We start from the raw sequence: 25,403 nt of genomic DNA on the forward strand, positions 1-25,403 counted from the left end.
GCCGGCGCGGGCCGTCATCCGGCCCGGCCGCCGGGCTGGGCCGGATGCCGCGCACCCGAACCCGAAGGGTCGTATCGCCCTGCTGGCGGCGGGCCTGCACCAGCGTGAAGCCGGTCTTCACATGCCCGGCCGGCCCCGATGCCGGCCCCGTCCTCAGGCCGCCCGCCCGCGGACGCGCGCGGGCCGCAGCCGCTGCGCCTGCTTGAGCGCCCGGCCGCGCACGTAGCGGTGGTGCAGGCGGTCCAGGTACAGGTACACCACCGGCGTCGTGAAGAGCGTCAGCGCCTGCGACAGGATCAGGCCGCCCACCATCGTGTAGCCCAGCGGCTGGCGCAGCTCGGAGCCCGCGCCGGTGCCCAGCATCAGCGGCAGGCCCGCCAGCAGGGCGCACATGGTGGTCATCATGATGGGCCGGAAGCGCAGCAGACAGGCCTGGTAGATGGCCTCGCGCGGGGACAGGCCCTGCTGGCGCTCGGCCACCAGGGCGAAGTCGATCAGCATGATGCCGTTCTTCTTGACGATGCCGATCAGCAGCAGGATGCCGATGATGGCGATCACGCTGAGGTCGAAACCGCTGCCCATCAGGATCAGCAGCGCCCCCACGCCCGCCGACGGCAGGGTGGACAGGATGGTCAGGGGGTGGATGTAGCTTTCGTACAGCAGGCCCAGCACGATGTACACGGCCACCAGGGCGGCGGCGATCAGGTAGGGCTGGCTCGCCAGGGATTCCTGGAAGACCTGGGCCGTGCCCTGGAAGGCCCCCTGGATCGACAGGGGCATGTTCATGGAGGCCTGGGCCGCGTGGATGGCGTCCACCGCCTGGCCCAGCGAATGGCCGGCGGCCAGGTTGAAGGAGATCGTCACCGCCGGGAACTGGCCCTGGTGGTTGATCGACAGGAAGCCCGGCTTCGAGGTGTCCAGCCGCGTCAGGCTGGACAGCGGCACCTGCTCGCCGGTCAGCGGCGACTTCACGTACAGGCGCGAGAACACGTCCGGGTCCGACTGCAGTTCCGGGGTGATCTCCAGGACGACCTGGTAGCTGTTGATCTGGGTGGAATACTGCGCCACCTGGCGCTGGCCCAGCGCGTTGTAGATGGTGCTGTCGATCATGGCCGGGGTGATGCCGAACATGGCCGCGCGGGCGCGGTCGATCGTCACCATCGCCGTGTTGGCGCCGTTCTGCTGGTCGGTGGCCAGGTCGGCGAGCTGCGGCAGGCCGCGCAGGCGGTCGAGCAGGCGCGGCGCCCAGGCGTTCAGTTCGTCCAGGCTTGCGCTGGTCAGGGTGTACTGGTACTGGGTGCGCGACAGGCGCCCGCCGACGTTGATGTCCTGGCCCGCCTGCATGAACAGGCGCACGCCGGGCACGTGCTCCAGCTGCGGGCGCAGCCGGCGGATGACGTCGTCGGCGCTGGCACGCCGGCCCGCTTCGCGCGGCTTCAGGCTGATGAAGAAGCGCCCGGTGTTGAAGGTCGGCGCGTTGCTGCTCATGCCGAAGGCGGCGATGTCCGGATCCTGGCGCAGGACTTCGGCCAGGGCCATCATGCGCTGGTTCATGGCCTCGAACGAGCTGTCCTGCGACGATTCGGCCAGGCCGAAGATCGCGCCCGTGTCCTGCTGCGGGAAGAAGCCTTTCGGGATCACGATGAACAGCGCGGCGGACGCGGCCACCGTCGCCAGGAAGACGCACAGGGTGGCGAACTGGTGATCCAGCGCGTGGTCCAGCCCCCGGCGATAGACCGCCAGCATCCGGTCGAAGCCGCGCTCGAACGCCTGGTAGATCCGCCCGTGCGAGGCCTGCTGCGGATTGCGCAGGTAGCGCGAGCACAGCATGGGCGTCAGGCTGAGCGTCACCAGCACGGAGATCAGCACCGTCATGACGACGGTCACGGCGAATTCGCGGAACAGCCGCCCCACCATGCCGCCCATCAGCAGCAGGGGGATGAACACGGCCGCCAGCGACACCGAGATCGACACGATGGTGAAGCCGATCTCGCGCGCGCCCTTCAGGGCCGCCTCCATGGGCCGCATGCCTTCTTCCACGTGGCGCCAGATGTTCTCCAGCATGACCACGGCGTCGTCGATCACGAAGCCCACGGAAATCGTCAGCGCCATCAGGGACAGGTTGTCCAGGCTGTAGCCGGCCACGTACATCAGCGCGAAGGTGCCCATCAGCGCGAGCGGCACCGTGGCGCTGGCGATCAGCGTGCCCGCCACGTTGCGCAGGAACATGAAGATCACCATCACCACCAGCGCGATCGACAGCAGCAGCGTGAACTCGACCTCGTGGACCGAGGCGCGGATGTTCTGGGTGCGGTCGATCAGGGTGCTGACCTGGATGCTGGCCGGCATGGACGCCATCAGGCGCGGCAGCTCCGCGCGCACGCGCTCGACCGTGTCGATGACGTTGGCGCCCGGCTGCTTGGTGATCCCCATCACCAGGGAGCGCCCGTCGCTGGCCACGTCGCCCGGCCCCGCCCCCTTGCCGGCGAAGGCCCAGGCGGCCTGCTTGGTGTCCTCCGGCCCCGGCACGGCGATGCCGATGTCGCGCACGCGCACCGGCGCGCCGTTGCGCCAGGCGACGATCACGTCGTTCCAGGGCGCGGCATCGAGCACCTGGTCGTTGGTGTAGATGGTGTAGCTCTGGCTGCTGCCGTCGATCGTGCCCTTGGGCTGGTTCACCGTGGTGGTGGCGATCACGCCGCGGATCGACTCCAGGTCCAGGCCCAGCGCGGCGATCTTCTGCGGATCGACCTGGATGCGGATGGCCGGCTTCTGCTGGCCGAAGATGTTCACCTGGCCGACGCCCTCGACCCGCGAGAGCTGCTGGGCGAGGATGTTGTCGGCGTAGTCGTTGACCTCGGTGACGGGCAGCACGTCGGACTGCACCGACAGGATCAGGATGGAGAAGTCCGCCGGATTGACCTTGCGGAAGGTGGGCGGGCTGGACAGGTTGGAAGGAAGCTGGCGCGAGGCCGCGTTGATGGCGCTCTGCACGTCCAGGGCGGCGCCGTCGATGTCGCGGTCGAGGGCGAACTGCAGCGTGATGCGCGAGGCGCCCAGCGCGTTCTCCGAGCTCATCTGCACCAGGCCGGGAATGGTGGAGAATTCCCGTTCCAGCGGCTGGGCCACGCTGGTGGCCATGGTCTCCGGATTGCCGCCGGGCAGCTTGGCGGTGACCTGGATGGTGGGGAAATCGACCTGCGGCAGCGGCGCCACCGGCAGCAGCGGGAACACCGCCAGGCCCAGCAGGAACAGGGCCATCGCCAGCAGCGAGGTGCCGATGGGGCGCCGGATGAACGCCTCGGAGATGTTCACGACACGTCCCCGGGCGCGACGGGCGCGGCGCTCCCGCCCGGTGCGGCTTTTCCGTCGGCCGCCGATTTCCGGCCAGGCGCGGCTTTGCCGTCCGCCGCGGCTTTCCCGCCGCCCGGCGCGGGCGCGGCCGCGGCGGCCGTTTCAGCCGCGGCCTCGGCGATCTTCAGGCCGGGGCGCAGCTTGTACTGGCCGTCGACCACGACGCGCTGGCCCGCCGACAGGCCTTCGGACACCACGGCCAGGCCGTCCTGCGCCACGGCCACCCGCACCGTCTGGACGCGCACCCGGCCGTCCGCCTCGACCACGTAGACGTACAGCCCCTGGGCGCCGCGCTGCACGGCGGACTCCGGCACCACCAGGGCGCCGGCCCGGTCGCCGAGGATCAGCCGCACATCCACGGTCTGCCCCGGCCACAGGGCCTGGTCGGGATTGTCCAGCCGGGCCTTCAGGCGCAGCGTGCCGCTGGCGGCGTCGATCTGGTTGTCCACCAGCACCAGCGTGCCCCGGCCCAGCCGCTCCGGCCGGCCCCGGCCGTAGACTTCGACGGCCAGGCCCGGGACGGGATGGGCGGCGGCCGATGCCTTGCCGCCCGCCGCGCCTGCCGCACCCGCCGCACCCGCCGCACCCGCCGCCTTGCCGCCCGCCGCGGACGGCGATCCGGGCGCGTCGGCGCCGTCGGCCGGCGCCTGGGCGTGAACGGCGCGCGCCGCGCGGACGGCGGCCTGGACCTCGGCGAACGCCGTGTCGGGCACGGTGAAGCTGACGGCGATCGGATCGATCTGGTTGATCAGCACCAGGCCGTCGGCGTCCGTCGCGCGCACCAGATTGCCCGGATCCACCCGGCGGGCCCCGGTGCGTCCGGTCAGCGGCGCCGTGATGCGGGTGTAGTCGAGCTGGACGCGTGCGGCCTGGACCTGGGCCTCGTCGGCCTGGATCGCCGCCTGCAGCACCGCCACCTGGGCGCGCTGGGTATCCAGGGTCTTGCGGTCGATGGCGCCGTGGCGCGCCAGTTCGACGTAGCGGGCGAGGTCCTCGCGGGCATTGTCCAGCTGCGCCTGGTCGCGCGTCCGCTGGGCCAGGGCCTGGGCCAGCTGGGCCTGCTGCACCCGGTCGTCGAGCCGCGCGATGAGCTGCCCTTCATGCACGACCTCGCCTTCGCGGAAGCCCACCGATTCCAGCTGGCCGTCGATGCGCGCGCGTACCGTCACGCTGGCCCAGGCCTGGACCGCGCCCAGCCCCTGGAGGCGGATGGGCATGTCGCGCACAGCCACGTCCGCCGTATGCACCAGGACCGGCGCCGCGGCGTTGCCGTTGGCCGCGGCGGCCATCGGAGCCGGACGGCCCGACCACCATCCCCATGCACCCAGGACCAGCAGCGCCGCCAGGCCCCACCACAGAAAAGAACGGCGCACGGAGGAAATCGCCATGAGAGCTCGAAACGGGATGATCGACAGGAAGGCCTCCGCCGCGTCGCGGCGCCGGCGGAGCGGGCGGCCACGCGGCCGCTTGTGGAGTATACGAGGAAGTGTCAATGCGCGCTGCCCCGGATGACGCGCGGCTGAACGCGGGATCCGGCGACCGCGCCGGGACGCCCGGCGGCCGGACGCATCAGCCGGACGCATCAGCCGGACGCATCAGCCGGACGCATCAGCCGGACGCACAAAAGAAACGACCCCGGGACTTTCGTTCCGGGGTCGGGTGCCTGGCCGGGGTTTCCCCGGCCGGGCTCGGGCCTGGACCGGCCGCCGGCGAAATCCGCCGGCGCGGCCCGTGCCGATCAGTTGGCGGCGCGGCGCGAACGCGAGCCGGCCTTGGCGGCCTTGCCGACGTCGGCGGCGGCCTTCAGGGTGGCGTTGGTCGCGGCGGCGAAGTTCGATTCCGCGGCGCTGGCGGCCTGGCGGGCGGCCTTGGTGGCGGATTCGTAGGCGTTGGTCGCGGTGGCCAGCGAGGACTTCAGCAGCGCCACGGCGCCTTCGGAGCCGGTGGGGGCGTTGCGGGCGAACTGCTCGACCACTTCGGACACCTGCTTCTGGCCCTGGTTCAGCTGGGCTTCGGCCAGCTTGCTCAGGTCGCCCTGGATGTCGGCCAGGATTTCGTAGACGTCCTTGCCGTAGGCCACGGCCTGCTCCGGACGGACCAGGGCGGAGGTGAAGGCCAGCAGTTCCTGGGCGTCCTTCAGTTCGACGGCTTCCTGGGACTTCTGGGCGACTTCTTCCAGGGCGGCCTTGGTGGCCTTCAGGTTCAGGTCGACCAGCTTCTCGAAGCCGCTGAAGAACGTGCCCTGGACGGCCAGCAGGTTGTCGATGACGGCCTTTTGCGAGGCCAGCAGGGATTGTTGATTCGCGCTCATGATGACTCCTTGTCAATGGTAGAAGGTTTCCTCAGAGGCACAATGCCCGGCACCTTCTCGATCGCAGCGGTTTTGCTGCAACGCACAAATGAAATTTTAAAGGAATTGCCGGGGATGTCAATCGTTTTTGTTGCGCCGCAACAAAATAATTGCGGAGGGCTTGCCTGCAGGGGCTCGCCGGCCGCGGGCGCGGCGCGGAACCGCCGGCCTCGCCCCGCGCGGCGGCAGGCTCAGTGCTGCGCCTCGTAGCCCAGGGCCTCGGAGATGCGGGCGCTGGTGCTCATCAGCAGCGGGATCCAGTCGTCGCGCATGCGCTCGGCGGGGGCCGAGAGGGACAGCCCGGCCAGCAGCGCCCCGGTGTCGTCGTAGACGCCGGCCGCGATGCAGCGCACGCCCAGCTCGAGTTCCTCGTTGTCGCGCGAATAGCCGTGCCGGCGCACCAGCGCGAGTTCGCGTTCCAGCTGATCGACCTGGGTGATGCTGTTGCGGGTGGTGCCGGCCAGGCCCGTGCGCATGGCGTAGCTGCGCACGCTGCGAGCGTCCCACATGGACAGGAACAGCTTGCCGGTGGAAGTCAGGTGCAGGGGCGCGCGGCCGCCGATGGCGCGCACCACCTGCATGCCGGAGCGTTCGCTCCAGGCCCGTTCGATGTAGACGATCTCGTCGCCCTGGACGAGCGAGAGGTTGACCGTCTGGCCGGTCTGGCGGTGCAGTTCGCGCATCGGGCCGATGGCCGCCGCGCGCACGTCCAGCCGGCCCTTGACCAGCGAGCCGAGTTCCAGCAGGCGCATGCCCAGGCGGTACAGGCCGCTGTCCACGCGCTCGACGTAGCGGCCCACGGCCAGGTCGGCCAGGATGCGGTGCGCCGTGGAGGCGTGCAGGCCCGTGGCCGCCGACAGCTCCTTCAGCGTGATCGGATCGCGCTGGGAGGCCAGGACGTCCAGGATGCGCATGGCGCGGTCCAGGACCTGGATCGTCACCGAGCCATGATCGCCGGCCGCCGCGGCCAGCGCCGGGGCGGCGTGGGAAGAAGAAGCGGAAGGGGGGGAAAGACGTGCCATGGGTTCGCTTTGTTGCATCGCGCCATTTTTCCATACTATGAAAAAACGGTCCACATGGCAAGCCTTTTCTGCCTGCCGCGCGCCGCCCCGGCAGGCGCCGGCCGGCCGCGGAAGACCCCGGTCAGGCCGGCGGATCGAGCCTGCCGCCCAGCGACTGGACCTCGGCGCGCAGCCAGCCCAGGGCCTCGGCGGCGGCCTCGGGGGCGCCCTTGACACCCAGCTCGATGTGCGGCGGGCCGCCCGAATCGCCGACGTTGGGCAGGCTGAAGGCGCGGATGCCCGCCCAGCGGCGTTCCAGCGATTCGAGCGCCGGGGTGATGCGCGATTCGGGCAGGCCGAACACCAGGAAGGAATGCTCGACCCGGGATTCGCGGTGGTGCCAGCGCGCGTAGCGCGTGTCCAGCGTCCAGGCCATCATGGCGTGCGCCATCACGGGAAAGCCGGGCATGAAGCTGTGGTCGCGGATGAAGAAGCCGGGAATCTTGTTGTAGCTGTTCGGGATGATCTCAGAGCCGGCGGGGAACACGCCCATCTGCAGCCGCTGCTGGTTTTCGGCGGTGCCCATGTCGGCGCTGCCCTGGCCCTTGGCGGCCATCTCGGCGCAGCGCTCGCCGATCAGGCGGGCGGCTTCGGGATGCAGCGCCAGCGGCACCCCCAGGGCGCGTGCGGCCGCCTGGCGGGTGCGGTCGTCGGGCGTGGCGCCGATGCCGCCGCAGCAGAAGACGAGGTCCGGCGTGGCGAAGCTGCGGCGCAGGCACTCGACGATGTCGTCCTCGTCGTCGGAGATGAATTCGGCGGCGTGCAGGCGCAGCCCGCGCTCCTGCAGCAGTTCGATCAGCCGGGCGAAATGCTTGTCCTGGCGGCGCCCGGAGAGGATCTCGTCGCCGATGGCGATCAGGCGGATGCGCGGCGGCGCCTGGGAAACCGCGCAGGCATCGGGCCCGCAGGCGGCCTGCGGGGCGGACAGGCCGGCCACGCCGGCGGCATCGGTATTCATCATGGGATTTCCTGGTCAGACGTCTATGACGGTTTCGGCCCGCAGGCGGCGGATGGCTTCCAGGCAGAAGTGCGCGTACACCAGTGCCGAGAACACCGGCATCACCAGCCAGAACAGCGGAATCAGGTTGACGACCGCCAGGCAGGCCGCGATCAGCCAGAGCTGGCGGTTGTGGCGGCGCCAGAGCAGCCGGCGCTCGGCCGCGCTGGCGTGCTCGATCATGGCGTCCACGCGCAGCATGCGGTTCAGCGCGAAGGCCCACCAGAACACCGGCAGCACCAGCGCCATGGGCGGGATCAGCCACAGGGGCATGGTGACCAGCCACCCCAGGCAGAACAGCAGCCCGACCCAGATCGCGTTCCAGACACCCAGGGCCGTGGTGTTGCGGCCCTGGCGGTTCAGGCCGCGGTACTCGCGGTGCTCCAGGTGGCGCAGCACGATGGGCATGACGAACACGGCGGCGATCACCAGCCCCAGGATGCCGGCCATGGGCAGCAGCAGGCCCGCCGCCAGCAGCGGCACCAGCCACAGTTTGAGGGAAAACAGGCCGACGGCGACGAGCCAGCCGTCGATGGTGTTGAACAGGCCCCAGGAGGAGGCCTCCTGGTCCAGCCAGCCGGTCAGCGGCTGCCAGAAGAACCACAGCAGCACCACCGCGCCCAGGAAGGCGATCACGAAGGGCAGGAACAGGGCCGCGATCATGCGCGGATGCAGCTGGCTGGCGGCGGCGCGGCGGAAGGCCTGCCCGACCAGCGCCAGGCCGTGGGCGGTGCGGGGGTCGCGCAGGGTGAGGTCTTGATGCGTCATGGAGCGGGATGATCCTTGAGAACCCATACAATCATCTTATTCAAAGAAAGGGATTCCTGTCTGCATGAAATTGTTCGATCCGCACGCCGCCCCGCACGCCCTGCGCGAGCGGCTGGCCGCAGATTCGGGCCGCCGCGTGGCCTGCTACTGCGCCGCCTGGTGCCGCACCTGCGACGCCTGGCGCCCCCTGCTGGAGGCCCTGGCCGACGAATACCCCGGCTGGACCTTCCTGTGGGTGGACGTCGAGGACAGCCCCGACTGGCTGGGCGACGAGGACATCGAGAATTTTCCCACGATCCTGGTGCAGGACCGGGGCGGCACGCGCTACTGGGGCGCGGTGCAGCCGCGCGCCGAACACCTGCGGCGGCTGATCGACGGCGCGGCGGACCTGCCGGCGCTGGCCGCCGGCCCGGGCAGCCTGGACGCGCTGGCGCGGAATCAGGACTGAGGAAACCAGGACTGAGGAAACCAGGGCCGGGGGATCCAGGATCAGGGAATCCAGGGCCAGGGGAACCGGAACCGGGGCGCCTGAATCGCACGCCGCGCCGCGATCCGGCGGCATGCCGCGCGGATCAGCCGTGCTTGCCCCCGCCCAGCAGCACGCCCACGGGCCGGCGCGCCGGCACCACGGCGGGGCGCGATTCGGCTTCGGCGCGCGGCGCGGAGGCGGCGGCGGGCTCGTAGGGCCGGGAGAAGAAGTCGTCCAGCGGCGCCTCGGGCGCGCCGCGCCAGCCCGGCGCCCCGTGATGCCCGCCCACCGCGCGGCGGCGGGGGCGGCGCGCGGCAGTTCGAGCTCGCCGCGCGGGATCTTGGTCTTGATGAGCTTTTCGATGTCCTGCAGGTAGCGTTCTTCCTCGGGGGCGAACAGCGCGATGGCCTCGCCCGAGGCGCCCGCGCGGCCGGTGCGGCCGATGCGGTGGACGTAGTCTTCCGCGTTGCGCGGCAGGTCGTAGTTGATGACGCAGGGCACGCCGGCCACGTCCAGGCCGCGCGCGGCCACGTCGGTGGCCACCAGGACTTCCAGGGTGCCGGCCTTGAAGGCGTCCAGCGCCTTCATGCGCTCGATCTGGGTCTTGTTGCCGTGGATGGATTCGGCGCGCACGCCGTCCTGTTCCAGCTGGCGGGCCAGGCGGCTGCAGCCGATCTTGGTGTTGGAAAACACGATGACCTGGTTGAGCTGGCGGGACTTCACCAGGTGCACCACGGCCCGGCGCTTGGCCTCGCCTTCCAGGGGATAGGCGATCTGGGTGACGGTGTCGGCCGTGGCGTTGGGGCGCGCGACCTCGACCTCGACCGGGGAGCGCAGGAAGGTGCGGCCGAGCTTGCGGATTTCCGGGCTGAAGGTGGCGGAGAACAGCAGGCCCTGGCGGCCCGGCGGCAGCAGCCGCATGATTCGGTCCAGGTCCGGCAGGAAGCCCATGTCCAGCATGCGGTCGGCCTCGTCCAGCACCAGGATGCCGACCTGGCCGAGATTGACGTTGCGCTGCTCGACGTGATCGAGCAGGCGCCCCGGCGTGGCGATCAGGATTTCGCAGCCCTGGCGCAGCAGGTCGCGCTGCGGGCGGATGTCCACCCCGCCGAACACCACCGCCGTGCGCAGGGGCACGAAGCGGCTGTACTGGGCGACGTTGGCGTGCACCTGGTCGGCCAGCTCGCGCGTGGGCGTCAGGATCAGGGCGCGCACGGGATGCCGCGCGGGCGAGGCGCTGTTGCTGGCGAAGGGCATCAGCCGGTGCAGGATCGGCAGGGAGAAGGCGGCGGTCTTGCCCGTGCCCGTCTGGGCGGCGCCCATGACGTCGCGCCCGGACATGGCGATGGGGATGGCCTTGGCCTGGATCGGGGTGGCGGACACGTAGCCGGTGGCCTCGATGGCCTGCATGATGCCGGGATGCAGGCCGAACTGGGCAAATGGAACGGGCGCTTGGGCGGTGGAGTCTTGGGGAGTGGAGTCGGTCATTCGTCGGATTGGGTGCGCAGGCACCCGGAAATCCGGCCCCACGCGTTCATGAACCCCTCATTTTAGCGTGCATCGCCGCGGGCCGGGCAATTGGTACAATGAATCCCTGACAAATTCCGGGAGACGGCAATGTCCATGGCTGATCGAGATGGGGTGATCTGGTACGACGGCAAGCTGGTGCCGTGGCGCGACGCGACCACGCACGTGCTGACGCATTCGCTGCACTACGGCCTGGCCGTCTTCGAGGGGGTCCGCGCCTACCGCACCGACCACGGCACCGCGATCTTCCGCCTGGAAGACCACACCAAGCGCCTGTTCAACTCGGCGCACATCTACCAGATGAAGATCCCCTTCTCGCGCGAGGCGATCTCCGAGGCCCAGATCGAGGTCGTGCGCCGCAACGAGCTGGAATCCTGCTACATCCGGCCGCTGGTGTTCTACGGCTCCGAAAAGATGGGCGTCTCGCCCCGCGGCGCCTCGGTGCACGTCGCCATCGCCGCCTGGGCCTGGGGCGCCTATCTGGGCGAAGACGCCCTCAAGCAGGGCATCCGCGTCAAGATCTCCTCCTACGCGCGCCAGCACGTCAACGTCACCATGCCGCGCGCCAAGATCGCCAGCACCTACGCCAACTCCATCCTCGCCAACGCCGAGGCGCTGGACCACGGCTACGACGAGGCCATCCTGCTGGACACCCAGGGCTTCGTGGCCGAAGGCTCCGGCGAAAACCTGTTCATCGTGCGCGACGGCGTGCTCTACGAGCCGGACATCGCCTGCGCCCTGACCGGCATCACGCGGGCCTCCGTCCACCAGATCGCCGCCGACCTGGGGCTGCGGGTGGAATCGCGCCGGCTCACCCGCGACGACCTGTACATCGCCGACGAGGCCTTCTTCACCGGCACGGCGGCCGAAGTCACCCCGATCCGCGAGATCGACGGCCGCCAGATCGGCGCCGGCGAACGCGGCCCCGTCACCGCCCAGATCCAGAAGGCCTTCTTCGACGCGGTATCCGGCAAGACGCCGAAATACCACCACTGGCTCTCCCGGGTCTGATCCCCCAATCCAAACCCCACCCCGGACGGCCCGCCCGTCCGGCCCTTTTGCAGGAAACACCATGAGCAGCGTGCCCGAAACCGCCCGCAACCAGGACATCGTCGAAGTCGGCGCCGAAGACCTGCCGGTCTATTGCCCCGGCCCCAAGGCGCCCCTGTGGAGCCAGCATCCGCGCATCTACATCGAGGTCGTCAAGAGCAAGGTGGCCCGCTGCCAGTACTGCGGCACCCGCTACGCCCTGCGCGAAGGCGAAAAGGTGCACGGCCACCACTGATCCCGCCCATGTTCCCCACGCCGGAAGAAGCCGAATACGCCTTCTACGAGGCCATGCGCCAGGGCGACGCCGCCCTGATGATGCGCGTCTGGGGCGACGACGAGGACGTGGTCTGCATCCACCCCGGCGGCCTGCGGACCATCGGCCCGCGGGCCGTGCGGGAAGCCTGGGAACACATCTTCACCAACGGCCCGATCGCCGCCTTCCCGGCGCAGGTCAAGGCCATGACGGGCGTGATGAACGCCGTGCACGTGCTGATCGAGCAGATCATGGTGAACACCCCGCGCGGCAAGGACACCCTGAACTTCTACACCACCAACATCTACCAGAAGGGCCCGGAAGGCTGGCGGATGATCGTGCACCACGCCTCGGCCGCGCCCCGCGAGGCCGAGCTGTTCGACCGGCCGGACCCCTCCCGCACCCTCCATTGATCCGCCCATGAGCGTGCCGGGCCGTCCCCCACCGCGAATGCCTTCGTGCACGGCACGAAGGCGAAGTCCCATGAGCGTGCCGGGCCGCCCCAAACGCGAATGCCTTCGTGCACGGCACGAAGGCGAAGTCCTATGACCGCGCGCATCGACACCCGCCCGTGCCCCGTGCCGGCCTGGCTGCCCGGCGGCCACGTCCAGACCCTCTACGGGGCCTTCTGCGCCCAGCACCCCACCCTGCACTTCGTGCGCGAACGGGTGGACACGCCCGACGGCGACTTCATCGACCTGGACTGGTGCGGCCCGGGCCTGAACCCCAACCAGCGGCCCGGCGGCCAGGCCTCGCCGCACGAATCCGGCCTGGTCGGCACGGCGGCGCGGCGCTGGATCGAGGACGCCGACTGGGCCGCGCTGGCCGGCGGCCCCGCCCTGATCCTGTTCCATGGCCTCGAAGGCAGCAGCCTGAGTCCCTACATGCAGGTGATCGCCCACGATTTCCGCGCCGCCGGCTGGACCGTGGCGGCGGCGCACTTCCGCGGCTGCTCGGGCGTGCCCAACCGCATGGCGCGGGCCTACTACAGCGGCGATTCGGCCGAGATCGAGTTCATGCTCGGCCACGTCCGCGCCCGCCTGCCCGGCGCCGAATGGCACGCCGCCGGCATCTCGCTGGGGGGCAACGCCCTGCTGAAGCTGCTGGGCGAGGCGGGCACCGGCCCGCACGGCCTGCGGGCCGCCGCCGCGGTGTCCGTCCCGATGGACCTCCCCGCCTGCGGCCGGCGCCTGTCGGACACCGGCTGGGGACGGCACCTGTACACCCGCCATTTCCTGCGCAGCATCCGGCGCAAGATCTTCGACAAGGCCCAGGAATTCCCCGGCTCGGTGGACGTGTCGCGCACCCAGAGCATGCGCAGCCTGCGCGAGCTCGACGACCTGTACACCGCGCCCATGCACGGCTACCGCAACGCGCTGGACTACTGGACCCGCGCGGCCAGCCTGCCGCTGCTGCCGTCGATCCGCACGCCCACGCTGGTACTGAACGCCCGCAACGATCCCTTCGTGCCCGAGGCCTCGCTGCCGGGTTCGCGCGACGCGTCCGGCGACGTGCTGCTGCACCAGCCGGCGCTGGGCGGGCACGCAGGCTTCGTCACCGGCATGTTCCCGGGCCACCTGCGCTGGCTGCCGGCGCGGCTACTGCGGTTTTTCGGCACCGGCGACTGAATCGGGCGGCCGCGCCGCGCGCGGCCGGCGAAAAAACCAGCCGGGTATCGGCCGGCCGGCATGGCCTCGCGGGAGGCCGATCAAGCCGACGGAGTTTCAGACCGCCGCGCTGACGATGATCTCCACCAGCAGGTCGGGGCGCGCCAGGCGCGCCTCGCAGGTCGCCCGCGTCGGGACGGCGCCGCCATCGATCCATTCGCCCCAGGCGGCGTTCATGCCCGCGAAATCCCGATCGATGTCGCGCAGCCAGATCTGGGCGGTCAGCAGGCGGGACTTGTCCGTGCCCGCCTGGGCCAGATAGGTGTCGATCTTGGCGAGCGCATCGAGGGTCTGGTGATAGACGTCGGCCTGCGCATTCGACGCCGTGACGCCCGCGACGTAGGCCACGTGATTGTGTATCACGATGCGGCTCAGGCGCTCGTTGCTGTCCATCCGCTGGATTTCCGTAGTCATGTGATGATTTCTCCTGTCGAAAAGAGGATAGAACCCGGGCGCCGTCAACGGAACCGGTCCACCGAAAAAGCCTCGATGGGCAGCCGGCTGGCGCCATCGCAAAGCAACTCGCTGACGATCCGTCCCACGATGGGGCCCAGCTCGAACCCATGCGCCGAAAAGCCGAAGGCATGGACGACGCCCTCCTCGCGGCCCCGGCCGATGACCGGGATGCCATCCGGCGTGAAGGCTTCCACGCCGCCCCAGGCGCGCGCGATCGGGACGGCGGCCAGATGCGGGAAAAGGCCGACGACGGTCCGCGCACTGGGCCAGAGCGTCATCAGATCGACCTCGGCCGCGCGCCGCGCGGCATCGAGCCCGCAGCGCAGGCCGCCGCCGATGACCACGGTGCCATTCGCAAACTGCTTCAGCGACAGAGGCCGGCTCGAGCCGCCCAGCACGGGGTCCAGGAAATGCGCCGTTCTCTGGGTCACCATCAGCATGAGCCCATCCACCTGCACGGGCGCCGGGTCGCCCACCTGCCCCGCGATCCGGTGCGCCCAGGCGCCGGCCGCGTTCACCAGGACCGGCGCGCTGAAGACGCGATCGCCCGCGCGGACGTGCCACTGGCCGCCCTGCCGCCAGACCCGCGACACCTCGGCGCCTTCCCGGATGCCGACGCCGGCGCGCAACGCCGCGGCATGAAAGGCCATGACGGCGCCATACGGCCAGGCATATCCATCCCCGGCCACCCAGATCCCGCCCTGCACGTGCTCCGCAATGCGGGGGACCCGCTCGCGCACCTCCTCGGGACCGATCAGAACCTCATGGGCGTACCCCAGCCGGCGCAACCGATCGACACGGACACGCGCCGCCGCCACGTCATCGGCCGTCTCCAGCACCTGCAGCTGGCCGCTCGGCACGAACCCGCAATCCGAACCCAGGTAATCTTCCGCGACGCGCCAGATCTCGTCGCGCGAAGCCAGCGCCAGGGGGATCTCGGCCAGCGCCCGCCCCAGGGTGCGCACGCCGCCCGCGTTGACGCCGGAGGCATGGCGTCCGCAGTAATCGCGCTCCAGGAGGTGGACCCGCAGGCCGCGCCGGGCCAGATGCAGCGCCGAGGACAGGCCATGCAGGCCGCCTCCGATGACGAGCGCATCGGCGCCGACCACCCCGGTTGCGGGACTACTCATTGACCTCGGCCTCTTTCGCCAGCTGCGCCAGCGTGATCGGCTTGATCGGCGGGCGGATGCGATAGTAGCCGGCATCGGCGGGCGGCACCTGGCGCGTGCCCGCGATCAGTTCCGTCACCGTCAGGCCGCACTGGCGCCCCTGGCAGGGCCCCATTCCGCAGCGGCTGAACGACTTGACCTGGTTCGGTCCGACGCACCCCAGCCGCACGTCGTCCCGCAACCGCCCCGCCGTGACCTCTTCGCAGCGGCACACCATGACCTCGTCGGCGGGGATGCGGTTCTCGTCCTTCGGCCGGTACAGGCGATCGAGGAAGGGCCGTATGCGAAGGAACGACCGGCGCTCGCGCACCAGCGGCGCCGCCCGCGCATCGCGTTGCGCCGCGGTCAGGCGCCCCGCCGCGGCGGCGGCCCCAGGCCCGTCAGGCGGCCCTGGATCTCCGCCGCCCGCGCCCCGGCAATGGCCGCGCCATCGCCGGCCACATAGATCCCGGGCACATCCAGCTCGCCCCAGCCGTCCACGACCGGGCGCCAGCACAATTGCGCGTCATCCCACACGTGCCCGGCACGCAGCGACCACGTGATCTGCGTATTCGGCACGACCCCCTGGTGCAGGAGCACCAGGGAGGCGGGCAAGGTCCGCGTCCGGCCATCCGCCTGGAACTGGATGCGTTGCGCGCAGCCGTCCTCGCCCTGGATGGCCAGGCCGGTCACACCCTTGTAGTGCGGAACGCGATGCCGCTTGATGCCGGACAGCAGCTTCAACCCCTTGACCAGATCCGGCCAGCCCGCCAGGGCTCCGGACGCATGCCTCAAGGCCGCGCGCAAGTCGGCGGGCGCCGCCGTATCCAGAATGGCGCCGATCCGCACCCCCGCGCGCAGGTACTGCCAGGCCAGCAGATACAGCAACGGGCCGCAACCCGCCAGCACCGGCGCCTGCCCGGGCACGATCCCCGCGCTTTTCATGAGGATCTGCGCCGCGCCGGCGGTCATCACGCCCGACAGGGTCCAGCCGGGAATGGGGAAGGGACGCTCCATCGCGCCCGTAGCCAGCACGATCGCGCGCGCCTCCAGCGCCGCGACGCGCCCATCGCGCAGCGCATGCACGCGCCGCTCGCGCGTGACCTGCCACACGGCCGTGCGCGGCCAGTATTCGGCGCCCGAAACGGTGAATTCCCGCGCCAGATCCGATCCCCGGGCATAGTCCGGCCCCAGGATCCGGCGCCGGTCCTCGTCCGCCTGGGTGACGCGGCGATAAATCTGGCCGCCCGGCGTCTCCTGCTCGTCCAGCAGCAGCACCGACATCCCGTGCCGCCGGGCCTCGACGGCCGCCGCCATCCCGGCCGGTCCGGCCCCGATGACGATCAGGTCCACGGTACGATCCGGCGCGCGCAACGGCACGTGCCCCTGTTCCGCCAAGTCAGCCATGGAGGTTCTCCCCGCCGCGCATGAATTCCGCCAGATCGGGCGTCCGCAGGGTGGCGACCCGCATGCCGTCGCGCACCGTGACGAGACAGGCCTGCTGGTTCGGCTCGCCGTCGATCTCCACCAGGCACTCGAAACACACGCCCATCATGCAATAGGGCGCGCGCGGCATGCCGCTCACGGCGGAGGCGCGAAACCGGTCCACGCCCAGCAGCAGCAGCGCCGCCGCCACGGAAATCCCGGCGGGCACGCGCACCGCCATGCCATCCAGGTCCATCCCGATTTCCCGCTCGGCGCCGGTTTCTTTTTCCGGCAGCCTGCGAAACAAACTTTCAGTGCGCAGGAAAATCTCGTGGTAATACGGATCGGAGAGGACCTCCAGGTAGTTGACGAGCGAATAGTCGTCGCTGATCGTCCCGATGCCGTCGAACACATGGAAGGACAGAACGGCGGTCAGCCCCAGCGGGGTCAGCAGCATCACCAGGAACAGCGCAAGCGCCGGCGCCGACAATGCCCAGGGGACCCAGGAACCGCGGGATTGGCTAGACATGATCCCGCTCCCTGCCCAGGACCCTCAGGTTGGCGTCATCCCATTCGAGCCCGGCCCGGCCGCCCTCGTCGATGTCGAACGCGCCCACGTTCGGCACCGTGACGCGCATCACCCCCAGGCCAGTCTCCACTTCGAGCATCCAGTGGTCGCCCAGGAAGAGGCGCGTCAGCACGACGGCGTCGAGCCGGCCCCGGCCCGCAGGGACCAGGCGGATCTTTTCGGGGCGGATGTAGACGGAGACCTCGTCCGTGGGCAAAGGCGCATCGCAGGACACCGTGACGCTGATTTCTTCCAGGCGCACGTCGCAACAGCCTTCCCGCCACTGGAGGACGCGCCCCCGCAAGGCATTGGTCTTGCCCAGGAAGTCCGAAATGAAGGCGGAGGCGGGATGTTCATAGGCCGTGTGGGGCTTGTCGAACTGCACGATCCTGCCGCCGTGCATGACGGCGATCCGGTCGCTCATGGTCATGGCTTCCGTCTGGTCGTGCGTCACCAGAATGGTCGTCGTCCCCAGCTGGCGCTGGATCGCGCGCAGTTCGATGTGCATTTCGCTGCGCAGCTTGGCATCCAGATTCGACATGGGCTCGTCGAGCAGCAGGACTTCGGGGCGGATGACCAGGGCGCGCGCAATCGCCACGCGCTGGCGCTGTCCGCCCGACAATTCGCGCGGATACCGCGTGTCGCGTCCTTCCAGGCGCACCATGTCCAGGACCTCCGCGACCCGCTTTTTACAGGTCGGGCGATCCACACCGCGCATCTCCAGTCCGAACCGCACGTTTTCCTCGACGGTCATGTGGGGGAACAGCGCGTAGCTCTGGAAAACGATGCCCATGCCCCGTTTCTCGGGCCTCTGCTCCAGGACGCTGCTTCCCGCCACCCGGATGTCGCCCCGCGTGGGCGTCAGGAAGCCGGCGATCATTTGCAGCGTCGTCGTCTTGCCGCATCCGGACGGTCCCAGCAGGGAGACGAATTCCCCCTTTTCGACCTGCAAGTCCAGGTGCTCGACCGCGATGAAGTCGTCGAACTCTTTTCTGAGACCACGGATTTCAAGAAAGCTCACGATACCCTTCCCGGCTCGCGGTCTCCGGCCGAGCCGGAGACCGCTTGAACCCATCGTCAATATCCAAGTCCTAGCGCTCGACCGTACGGTTCCAGCGGTTGGTCCACTTGCCGCGTTCCACGTTCACCACGGAATAGTCCACCGCCTCGAGCTTGCCGATCTGCTCCGGGCCATACGGCACGGCGGCGGCCACTTCCGGCGTCAACCGGGTCTTGCTGTTGACCGGCCCCCAGGCCTGGGTCTTGGCGAGAATGGCCTGGATCTCGGGGCTGAGGAGAAACTGCACGAACTGCTGCGCCTCGGGCTTGGCATCCGGGCGCGCCACCGGGCAGACCGCCGTGAACAAGGCGACCGCGCCTTCTTTGGGATAGACGAACTCCACCGGGAAGCCCGTGTTTTTCAGCGCTTCCACCCGGCCGCTGCCCCATACGCCCAGGACCCCCGAACCATTCTGGAACAATTCGGACATCTTGCCGGGGGACGGCTCCCAGGCCAGGACATTGGGCGCCACCTTGTCGATGATGGCCTTGAACCCGGGTTCGATGTCCTTGACGCCCCCTCCGTTCAGCTCGGCGAACTTGATCAGCGTATGCAGGCCGTAGCCGTTCGAGATCGGCGGGATCACGACCTTCTGGCGGAACTTGGGATCCTCGAGATCCAGCCAGGAGTCGGGCGCGGCCCAGCCGGCCTTTGCGAAGGCTTCCTTGTTGTAGAAGAGGCCCGTCGCCACCACGCCCAGCGCGACCGCGGTCTTGCCCATGTTCGACAAGGGATACAGGTCCTGATAGACGGGCGCCGGCGCCAGGGCGGCGCACAGATTGAATTGCTGGGCCTGCTCCATGGGGCCATCGTCGATCAGCACCACGTCGAACTGCGGGTGCTTTTTCTGCGCCACCAGCTTGGCCAGCGTATCCGTGGAATTCCCCGGCACATAGGTAATGTCCACGCCGGTCTTTTTCTTGAACATGGGGATGATGCTGTCGCGGAAGGCCTGCTCCGTCGAACCGCCGTACGAACCCACGTTCAGCGTGACCGCCTGCGACAGCATCGGCGCGACGGCCAGGGAAAAGACCGACGCCAGTTTCAACAAGTTTTTCATATGTCGCCTCCTTGAGCCTCTATGGCAGGCCATGATTAGTAGAAACCCTATGTTGTTTTGAGATGGATTCAATCGGTTCCAACTCATTGTGTTTACTATCTTAATAACCACCGAAGCGATAAAATAGTTCTATTTATATATAAAATAATGTCTTTTCACTATGGATAACCGCCTGACGAATCGCATCACGTTGCGGCACATGGAAGCCTTCCGCGCGGTCATGCTCAACAAGACCGTCACCAGCGCCGCATCCTCCATGTGCATCTCGCAACCCGTGGTCACGCGGCTGCTCGCCGAATTCGAGTGGCGCATCGGCATCCGCCTGTTTGAACGGCAGCGGGGGCGCCTGCATCCCACGCCCGAGGCCAAGCTGCTCTACGAGGAAGTCAAGCAATCGCTGGCCGGCGTGGAACGCATCGCCGACGCGGCGGCGGAAATACGCACCTTGCGGCGCGGCAGCCTGCGCATCGCCGCCGCGCCCTCGCTCGCGCTGGACTTCCTGCCTCAGACCATCGGGAAATTCCTGGAACGCCATCCGCGCGCGCAGATCCAGCTGCTCCTGCTGAGCTCCCAGGCGGTCATGGAACGCGTGCGGGAAGGACGATCCGACATCGGCTTCATCATTCTTTCGCTGCAGCTGCAATCCAGCTACTGCCAGTTGCTGATGTCCACCAGGATGGTCTGCGCCATCCCCGCCGCGCACCCGCTCGCGCAACGCGACCTGATCAAGCCCAAAGACCTGCAGGGCGAACGTTTCGTGTCCTATCCCACCCTGCTCGACACACGCGCCATGGTGGACGCCGCATTCGCGACCCACGGGGTCACGCGCACCCTGGACATAGAAACCCAGAATTCCTATGCCATGCTCAGGCTCGTGGAAGCCGGCGTCGGGATCGCCCTGATCGATGCGCTGACGGCGGCCTGCCACCAGAACGAGGGCGTGCGCTTCGTCCCGTTCGAGGCCGCCATCCCCATGAATTTTTCTCTCATGCAGGCGCCGGACCAGACGCCGGGCGCGCTCCAGCAGCCCTTCATCGACTTCGTGCGCGCCGAAATGCTGCGGCGCATTCCCGCCGAGGCCGTCCTCTACCCGGAACGCTGAGCGCACGGACACGGCCCCCGGACGGCGGCCCCGCGTCCGTCCATCCGGACGCTACTTACTTCTTGAACGGCTCCAGCAGCGCGCGCTGGTTGTCCAGGCGTTCGCGCAGGGCGCGGATGCGCATGTCCAGCCGCGACTGGGCGTAGAAGTCCTTCGACAGGGTGCGCGCCTGCTGCAGATGCTCGACCGCCGTGGGCAGGGCGCCGGTCTGCTCGAAATAGCTCGCCATGGCTTCGTGGGCCTCGACCTCGCGGCCCAGGCGCTGCAGGCTGGTCGCCAGCAGCTTCTGGAATTCGGGCGTGTCGGGCCACTGCCGGGCGGCAGCCTGCAGGAGATCGGCGGCGGCCGCGTCCTGGCCGGCCTTCTGCAGGGCGCGGGCGCGCGCGTCGGCCACCCCCTGGCTGCGGGGCCAGCGCTTCCAGGCGGCCGCCGAGACGTCCACCGCGGCCGCTGGCCCCTGGGCGCCGGCCAGCTGGATCGCCAGCACGTCCAGCTGGGGCGCCGGCTGGATGGACTGCGCCTGGGCCAGCTGCGCGCGCGCGCCGGCCAGGTCGCCCTCGGCCCGGTCCAGCGCGGCCAGGCCGTACAGGGCGGCCGCCTGGCGCGCGCCCTGGAGGTCGCGCGCCTCGCCGCGCAGCGTCTGCCGCAGACGCTGGCGGTCGGCATGGTCGCGCGCCTGGATCAGGGCCAGGCGCGCGCGCACGAACCAGAATTCGGGGTCGGGCGTCGCGGCGGCGGGCGGCAGGCCCTCGATGCGGTTCTCGATGTCCGAGAGGCGCTGGATCGACAGCGGGTGGGTCGAGGCGTAGCCGCCGCCCGTGCCTTCGTTCAGGCGCGAGGCGTTCATCAGGCGGCGGAACATGGCCAGCATGCCGCGCGGGTCGAAGCCGGCCTGGCGCATCATCTGCAGCCCCGCGCGGTCGGCCTCCTGCTCGGCGCCCCGGGAAAAGCCCAGCTGGCGGTCGATGGCGGCGGCCTGGCCGAAGGTGGCCACGCCCATGGCGAGGTCGCCCTGGCCGGCCAGGGCCGCCAGCAGGGCGCCGATCAGGCTGGCCACCATGATGCCCGTGCCCTGCGACTGCTGCGCGATGCCGCGGGCGATGTGGCGCTGCATGACGTGGCCGATTTCGTGCGCCAGCACGCCGGCCAGCTCGGACTCGCTCTGCGCGCCGACCACCAGGCCGCTGTTGACGCCGATGTAGCCGCCCGGCAGGGCGAAGGCGTTGATCGCGGGATCGCGCACGGCGAACACGGTGATGTCCTGGGCCAGCGCCTGCGGCGCGTGGGCGGCCAGCCGCCGGCCGAGCGCGGTCAGGTACTGGCCGACGTCCAGGTCGCCGATGTAGGTCGGGTCCTGGCGGCCCTGCTCCATGATGGCCTGGCCCAGGGTGCGCTCCACCGCCGGAGACAGTTCCGCCGCCGAAGCCGCCCCCATCGAGGGCAGCCCCATGGGCTGGCCCCAGGCGGGCGGCACGCCGGCCGCCAGGGCGCCGGCCAGGCTCAGGCCCGCTCCCGCCCGCCGCATCCAGATCCTCATGACGCCTCCTCCGTCCTTCGTTCGGGGCCGCATCAGGCCGCCCGCGCGGACCGGCCCGCCGGGCGCCGCCGGGGCTGCGGCAGGCGGTTGCGGGCCGACAGCCGCATCAGGGTCCCCAGCGCCACCAGCAGCCCGAAAGTCTCGATCAGGCCCGCCGGCACCCACATGATCAGTCCGCCGATCACCTGGTCGTCGAGCGCGCTGAAGCCGGGCAGCGCGCGGCCGCACAGGTCGAACACCGGATACAGGTCGTGTTCGGAAAAGACGATCACCGCGCCGGCGACCATCTGCGGCGCCATGGTGAAGACGGGCGAGAAGATGCGCCCGCCGGGCGCCATCGCCGCCGGCGGATGGGGCCGCCGGTCCAGGATCAGGTTCCAGTACATCAGGCCGGTGATCACCACCGCCCAGTTCATGAGCCGGTAGAGCCGCCAGTCGAGCATGGAATAGAACTGCACGGTGGGCTCCAGCCAGACCAGCACCATCAGCAGGAACAGCAGCGGGACCAGGAACCGGTGCGTCGCCAGGGCTTCCAGGGCGCGGACGGGGCCGGACGTCCGGCGCGCCGCCGCCAGCCGTGTCCGCCAGGCCAGGGGCAGGCCGGCCCGCATGACCTGGCCCGGATAGGCGCCCATGACCAGCAGCGGCCCCAGGTGGTGCAGGACCAGGTGCTGCAGGCGATGGATGAAGAACATGCGCTCGGCGTAGTAGTCCAGCTGGGTGTGCATGGACAGGTACAGCATGACCCAGCCGATCCAGAACAGGGACTGGCGCACGGCCCCGACATGGTGGACGCGGCGGCCGCGCAGGAACAGCCACGCCGACGCCGCGAAGGCCAGCACCAGGGCGGGCGAGAATTCCCAAGGCTGCAGCCAGGCGAGTACGTCCATGAGATCCAGTTTCAATCCACGCCCGTCACCGGGCAAAACAACTTGGAAGAGGCGGCGCGTCTCCCAAACGACGCGACCCAGTTTAAAGCATCATTCTAAAATGGCCGTCTTCGCCCGCTGCTTTTCGTCCCTCTCCTTTCGCTTCTTTCGACACGCCATGGCCCTTCCGACCTACGACATCGCCATCCTGGGATCCGGCCCGGTCGGCTGCGCCCTGGCCCTCGGCCTGGCGGACGCGGCCCCGGACCCCGCGCGCATCGCCCTGGTGGGCCCGGAGCCCGCGCCGCGCCCCGCCGGCCAGGCCGTCGATCCGCGCGCCCTGGCCCTGAACCACGGCAGCCGCCGCCACCTGGAAAGCCTGGGCGCCTGGCCGGAGCGCGCCGCCGACATCCTGACCGTGCACGTGTCCCAGGCCGGGCACCTGGGACGCACCCTGATCGACCAGGCCGAGCTGGGGGTCCCCCGGCTGGGCTGCGTGGTGGCCTACGACGACCTGCTCGACACGCTGTACGCCGCCGTGCGCCGCGCCGGCGTCGCCCTGCTGCCGGAGCGTCCGCGGCGGCCCCTGGCGGGCTCGCCCGTCCTGCTGCGGCTGGCCGGCGGGCCCCGCAGCGCACGCCTGGCGCTGCTGTCCGACGGCGCCCGGCCCGAGGGCCTGCACCGGGAATACGGCCAGCACGCCGTGCTGGCCACCGTGCGCGCCGCCGCCCCGCTGCCGGGCCGCGCCTTCGAGCGCTTCACCCGCACCGGCCCGCTGGCCCTGCTGCCGCATCCGGCCGGCGCCGATCTCTACAGCCTGGTCTGGTGCGTGCCGCCGGCGCGCGCCCGGGCCCTGCGCGATCTGCCGGACGCCGAATTCGACGCGGCGCTGCAGGCGGCCTTCGGCCGGCGCCTGGGCGGCCTGCGCCGGGTGGGCGAGGCCCACGCCTTCCCCCTGTCGCTGCATGCCGGCCCGAGCCTGCTGGGCCAGGGCCTGGCGGCCGTGGGCAACGCCGCCCAGACCCTGCACCCGGTCGCCGGCCAGGGGCTGAACCTGGGCCTGCGCGACGCGGCCCAGCTGGCCCAGGCGCTGCGGCCCTGGCTGGCGGCGCCCGAGGCCCCGGTCCAGCCGCTGCTGGAACGCCACGCCCGGCGCCGGCGCGCGGACCGCGCGCTGACCCTGGGCGTCACCGACACCCTGCCGCGCCTGTTCGCCACCGCCAACCCGCTGCTGCGCCACGCCTGCGGCCTGGGGCTGGCCGCCCTGGACCTGCTGCCGGCGCTGCGCAAGCCCCTGGCCCGCCACCTGCTGCAGGGCCAGCGGCTGTAGGGCGCGCCGCGCGCCCGCGGCCTGACGGCCGCCTTACAATGCCTGCCATGCGCATCGGATCCTGGACCCTGCCCCACCCCGTCTGCGTGGCCCCCATGGCGGGGGTCACGGACCGCCCCTACCGGCGCCTGTGCAAGGCGCTGGGGGCGGCCTACGCGGTATCCGAGATGGCGGCCAGCAACCCGCGCCTGTGGGACAGCGTCAAGACCGCGCGCCGCCTGAACCACGACGGCGAGCCCGATCCGGTGGCGGTGCAGATCGCCGGCGCCGATCCCGGCATGCTGGCCGAGGCCGCCGTGTTCAACGTCCGCAAGGGCGCGCGCATCATCGACATCAACATGGGCTGCCCGGCGAAAAAGGTCTGCAACGTCGCCTCGGGCTCGGCGCTGCTGCGCGACGAGGCCCTGGTGGCCCGCATCCTGGAGCGCGTGGTGGCCGCCTGCGCGCCGCTGGGCGTGCCGGTCACCCTGAAGACCCGCACCGGCTGGGACCGCGACAGCCGCAACGCCGTGCGCATCGCCCGCCTGGCCGAGGACTGCGGCATCGCCGCGCTGACGCTGCACGGGCGCACCCGCTGCGACCTGTACACGGGCCAGGCCGAATACGACACCCTGCGCGAGGTGCGCCGGGAGATCCGCATCCCGCTGATCGCCAACGGCGACATCGACTCGCCGGAAAAGGCCCGCCGCGTCCTGGATTACACTGGAGCCGACGCCATCATGGTCGGCCGCGCCGCCCAGGGGCGGCCCTGGATCTTCCGCGAGATCGCCCACTACCTGGCGCACGGCACCCGCCTGCCGCCGCCCACCTACGGCGAACTGCGCGAGCATCTGCTGAGCCACCTGGACGACCACTACGCCTTCTACGGCGAACACACCGGCGTGCGCAGCGCCCGCAAGCACATCGGCTGGTACCTGGCCGGCCTGCCGGGCGCGGACACGCTGCTGCCGCGCATCATGACGCTGGACGGCACGGCGCAGCAGTCCGACGCCCTGCGGCGGTGGTTCGACGAGCGGCCCGCCGACGCCGTTCTGGAACCCGCGCCTTCCCACCACTGATTTCCCGATCGATCCGACATGAGCACCACCACCCCTCTGGAACAAGCCGTCCGCGAACAGCTCGAACGCTATTTTGAAGACCTGGGCGACTCCACCCCGCACGACATGCTGTCCATGGTCGGCCTGTGCGTCGAGCGCACCGTCCTGGAAGTCGCGCTGGAGCGCACCGGAGGCAACCAGACGCGCGCGGCCGACATGCTCGGCATCACGCGCGGCACGCTGCGCAAGAAGCTCCAGACGCACCAGATCCAGGCCTGAGGCGCCGCCGCGCCCGCCCCCCGCTTCTCCCTTCCT

The 25,403-nt window shown here is 70.2% G+C and carries 22 protein-coding genes and 2 pseudogenes; 9 read left to right on the forward strand and 15 right to left on the reverse strand.

The window, feature by feature from the left end:
• Positions 1–153 precede the first annotated feature (153 nt).
• From BN940_RS13950 to BN940_RS13975, 6 genes are all read right to left on the reverse strand, one after another.
• Positions 154–3,315 (reverse strand): efflux RND transporter permease subunit, encoded by a 3,162-nt coding sequence (locus tag BN940_RS13950; RefSeq protein ID WP_043684010.1) that lies wholly within the window; start codon positions 3,313–3,315, stop codon positions 154–156.
• On the reverse strand, positions 3,312–4,742 hold the full coding sequence (locus BN940_RS13955; protein ID WP_052355885.1) for an efflux RND transporter periplasmic adaptor subunit: 1,431 nt from the start codon (positions 4,740–4,742) through the stop codon (positions 3,312–3,314). The genes BN940_RS13950 and BN940_RS13955 overlap by 4 nt, the downstream gene beginning before the upstream one ends.
• 350 nt (positions 4,743–5,092) lie before the next feature.
• Complete coding sequence (gene phaP, locus BN940_RS13960; protein ID WP_043684012.1) at positions 5,093–5,665, reverse strand: TIGR01841 family phasin; 573 nt, start codon at positions 5,663–5,665, stop codon at positions 5,093–5,095.
• Positions 5,666–5,895: 230 nt separating this feature from the next.
• Positions 5,896–6,726 (reverse strand): IclR family transcriptional regulator, encoded by an 831-nt coding sequence (locus tag BN940_RS13965; RefSeq protein ID WP_043684014.1) that lies wholly within the window; start codon positions 6,724–6,726, stop codon positions 5,896–5,898.
• Positions 6,727–6,847: 121 nt separating this feature from the next.
• The gene (locus tag BN940_RS13970; protein ID WP_242404201.1) at positions 6,848–7,726 is read right to left on the reverse strand and encodes a competence/damage-inducible protein A; all 879 of its coding nucleotides are present in this window, start codon (positions 7,724–7,726) and stop codon (positions 6,848–6,850) included.
• A 12-nt stretch (positions 7,727–7,738) separates the two neighbouring features.
• Positions 7,739–8,530: an EI24 domain-containing protein gene (locus BN940_RS13975; RefSeq protein WP_052355886.1), complete on the reverse strand. Its 792-nt coding sequence runs from the start codon at positions 8,528–8,530 to the stop codon at positions 7,739–7,741.
• A gap of 64 nt (positions 8,531–8,594) precedes the next feature.
• Between BN940_RS13975 and BN940_RS19350 the strand changes: the two genes are divergently transcribed.
• Positions 8,595–8,978 (forward strand): thioredoxin family protein, encoded by a 384-nt coding sequence (locus BN940_RS19350; protein WP_084330703.1) that lies wholly within the window; start codon positions 8,595–8,597, stop codon positions 8,976–8,978.
• Positions 8,979–9,102: 124 nt separating this feature from the next.
• Here the strand turns inward: BN940_RS19350 and BN940_RS13980 are convergent.
• Positions 9,103–10,487, reverse strand: a pseudogene (locus BN940_RS13980) (DEAD/DEAH box helicase).
• Positions 10,488–10,616: 129 nt separating this feature from the next.
• Between BN940_RS13980 and BN940_RS13985 the strand changes: the two are divergent.
• From BN940_RS13985 to BN940_RS14000, 4 genes are all read left to right on the forward strand, one after another.
• Positions 10,617–11,537, forward strand: a complete 921-nt coding sequence (locus BN940_RS13985; RefSeq protein WP_043684016.1) for a branched-chain amino acid transaminase — start codon at positions 10,617–10,619, stop codon at positions 11,535–11,537.
• A 61-nt stretch (positions 11,538–11,598) separates the two neighbouring features.
• On the forward strand, positions 11,599–11,811 hold the full coding sequence (locus BN940_RS13990; protein ID WP_043684018.1) for a zinc-finger domain-containing protein: 213 nt from the start codon (positions 11,599–11,601) through the stop codon (positions 11,809–11,811).
• Positions 11,812–11,819: 8 nt separating this feature from the next.
• Positions 11,820–12,242, forward strand: a complete 423-nt coding sequence (locus BN940_RS13995; RefSeq protein ID WP_043684020.1) for a YybH family protein — start codon at positions 11,820–11,822, stop codon at positions 12,240–12,242.
• Between the two features lie 132 nt (positions 12,243–12,374).
• Entirely contained in the window at positions 12,375–13,457 is a 1,083-nt protein-coding gene (locus BN940_RS14000) for a YheT family hydrolase (protein ID WP_043684022.1), read from the forward strand.
• A 96-nt stretch (positions 13,458–13,553) separates the two neighbouring features.
• On the opposite strand, the gene BN940_RS14005 is transcribed toward BN940_RS14000, so the two are convergent.
• From BN940_RS14005 to BN940_RS14030, 6 genes and pseudogenes are all read right to left on the reverse strand, one after another.
• Entirely contained in the window at positions 13,554–13,910 is a 357-nt protein-coding gene (locus BN940_RS14005; protein WP_043684024.1) for a RidA family protein, read from the reverse strand.
• Between the two features lie 44 nt (positions 13,911–13,954).
• On the reverse strand, positions 13,955–15,082 hold the full coding sequence (locus tag BN940_RS14010; protein ID WP_043684030.1) for an NAD(P)/FAD-dependent oxidoreductase: 1,128 nt from the start codon (positions 15,080–15,082) through the stop codon (positions 13,955–13,957).
• Positions 15,075–16,507 (reverse strand): annotated as a pseudogene (locus BN940_RS14015) (FAD/NAD(P)-dependent oxidoreductase). Before BN940_RS14015 ends, BN940_RS14010 begins: the two are co-directional and overlap by 8 nt.
• A complete protein-coding gene (locus BN940_RS20345) occupies positions 16,500–17,054 on the reverse strand; it encodes a 2Fe-2S iron-sulfur cluster-binding protein (RefSeq protein ID WP_420864831.1) in 555 nt (184 codons plus the stop codon). The pseudogene BN940_RS14015 and the gene BN940_RS20345 overlap by 8 nt, the downstream one beginning before the upstream one ends.
• Positions 17,047–18,114 (reverse strand): ABC transporter ATP-binding protein, encoded by a 1,068-nt coding sequence (locus BN940_RS14025; protein WP_043684032.1) that lies wholly within the window; start codon positions 18,112–18,114, stop codon positions 17,047–17,049. Before BN940_RS14025 ends, BN940_RS20345 begins: the two co-directional genes overlap by 8 nt.
• A gap of 70 nt (positions 18,115–18,184) precedes the next feature.
• Positions 18,185–19,213 carry an ABC transporter substrate-binding protein gene (locus tag BN940_RS14030; RefSeq protein ID WP_084330704.1) on the reverse strand — a complete coding sequence of 343 codons (1,029 nt, stop codon included), beginning with the start codon at positions 19,211–19,213 and terminating at the stop codon, positions 18,185–18,187.
• A 199-nt stretch (positions 19,214–19,412) separates the two neighbouring features.
• Here BN940_RS14030 and BN940_RS14035 point away from each other — a divergent pair, with 199 nt between their 5' ends.
• Positions 19,413–20,315, forward strand: a complete 903-nt coding sequence (locus tag BN940_RS14035) for a LysR substrate-binding domain-containing protein (RefSeq protein ID WP_052355888.1) — start codon at positions 19,413–19,415, stop codon at positions 20,313–20,315.
• A gap of 55 nt (positions 20,316–20,370) precedes the next feature.
• Here the strand turns inward: BN940_RS14035 and BN940_RS14040 are convergent, their stop codons facing one another.
• Together BN940_RS14040 and BN940_RS14045 are read right to left on the reverse strand one after the other, a co-directional pair.
• Entirely contained in the window at positions 20,371–21,852 is a 1,482-nt protein-coding gene (locus tag BN940_RS14040; protein WP_052355889.1) for a M48 family metalloprotease, read from the reverse strand.
• A gap of 32 nt (positions 21,853–21,884) precedes the next feature.
• On the reverse strand, positions 21,885–22,742 hold the full coding sequence (locus BN940_RS14045; RefSeq protein WP_043684034.1) for a cytochrome c oxidase assembly protein: 858 nt from the start codon (positions 22,740–22,742) through the stop codon (positions 21,885–21,887).
• Between the two features lie 157 nt (positions 22,743–22,899).
• Between BN940_RS14045 and BN940_RS14050 the strand changes: the two genes are divergently transcribed.
• Genes BN940_RS14050 through BN940_RS14060 form a run of 3 tightly spaced genes read left to right on the forward strand, consistent with a single transcriptional unit; the run spans position 22,900 to position 25,367 of the window.
• A complete protein-coding gene (locus BN940_RS14050; RefSeq protein ID WP_043684036.1) occupies positions 22,900–24,051 on the forward strand; it encodes an FAD-dependent monooxygenase in 1,152 nt (383 codons plus the stop codon).
• Positions 24,052–24,098: 47 nt separating this feature from the next.
• Positions 24,099–25,109, forward strand: a complete 1,011-nt coding sequence (gene dusB, locus BN940_RS14055) for a tRNA dihydrouridine synthase DusB (RefSeq protein WP_043684038.1) — start codon at positions 24,099–24,101, stop codon at positions 25,107–25,109.
• A gap of 18 nt (positions 25,110–25,127) precedes the next feature.
• On the forward strand, positions 25,128–25,367 hold the full coding sequence (locus BN940_RS14060; protein WP_043684041.1) for a helix-turn-helix domain-containing protein: 240 nt from the start codon (positions 25,128–25,130) through the stop codon (positions 25,365–25,367).
• Positions 25,368–25,403: the final 36 nt, after the last annotated feature.

This window comes from Castellaniella defragrans 65Phen, assembly GCF_000612685.1.
Lineage (GTDB): Bacteria > Pseudomonadota > Gammaproteobacteria > Burkholderiales > Burkholderiaceae_B > Castellaniella > Castellaniella defragrans.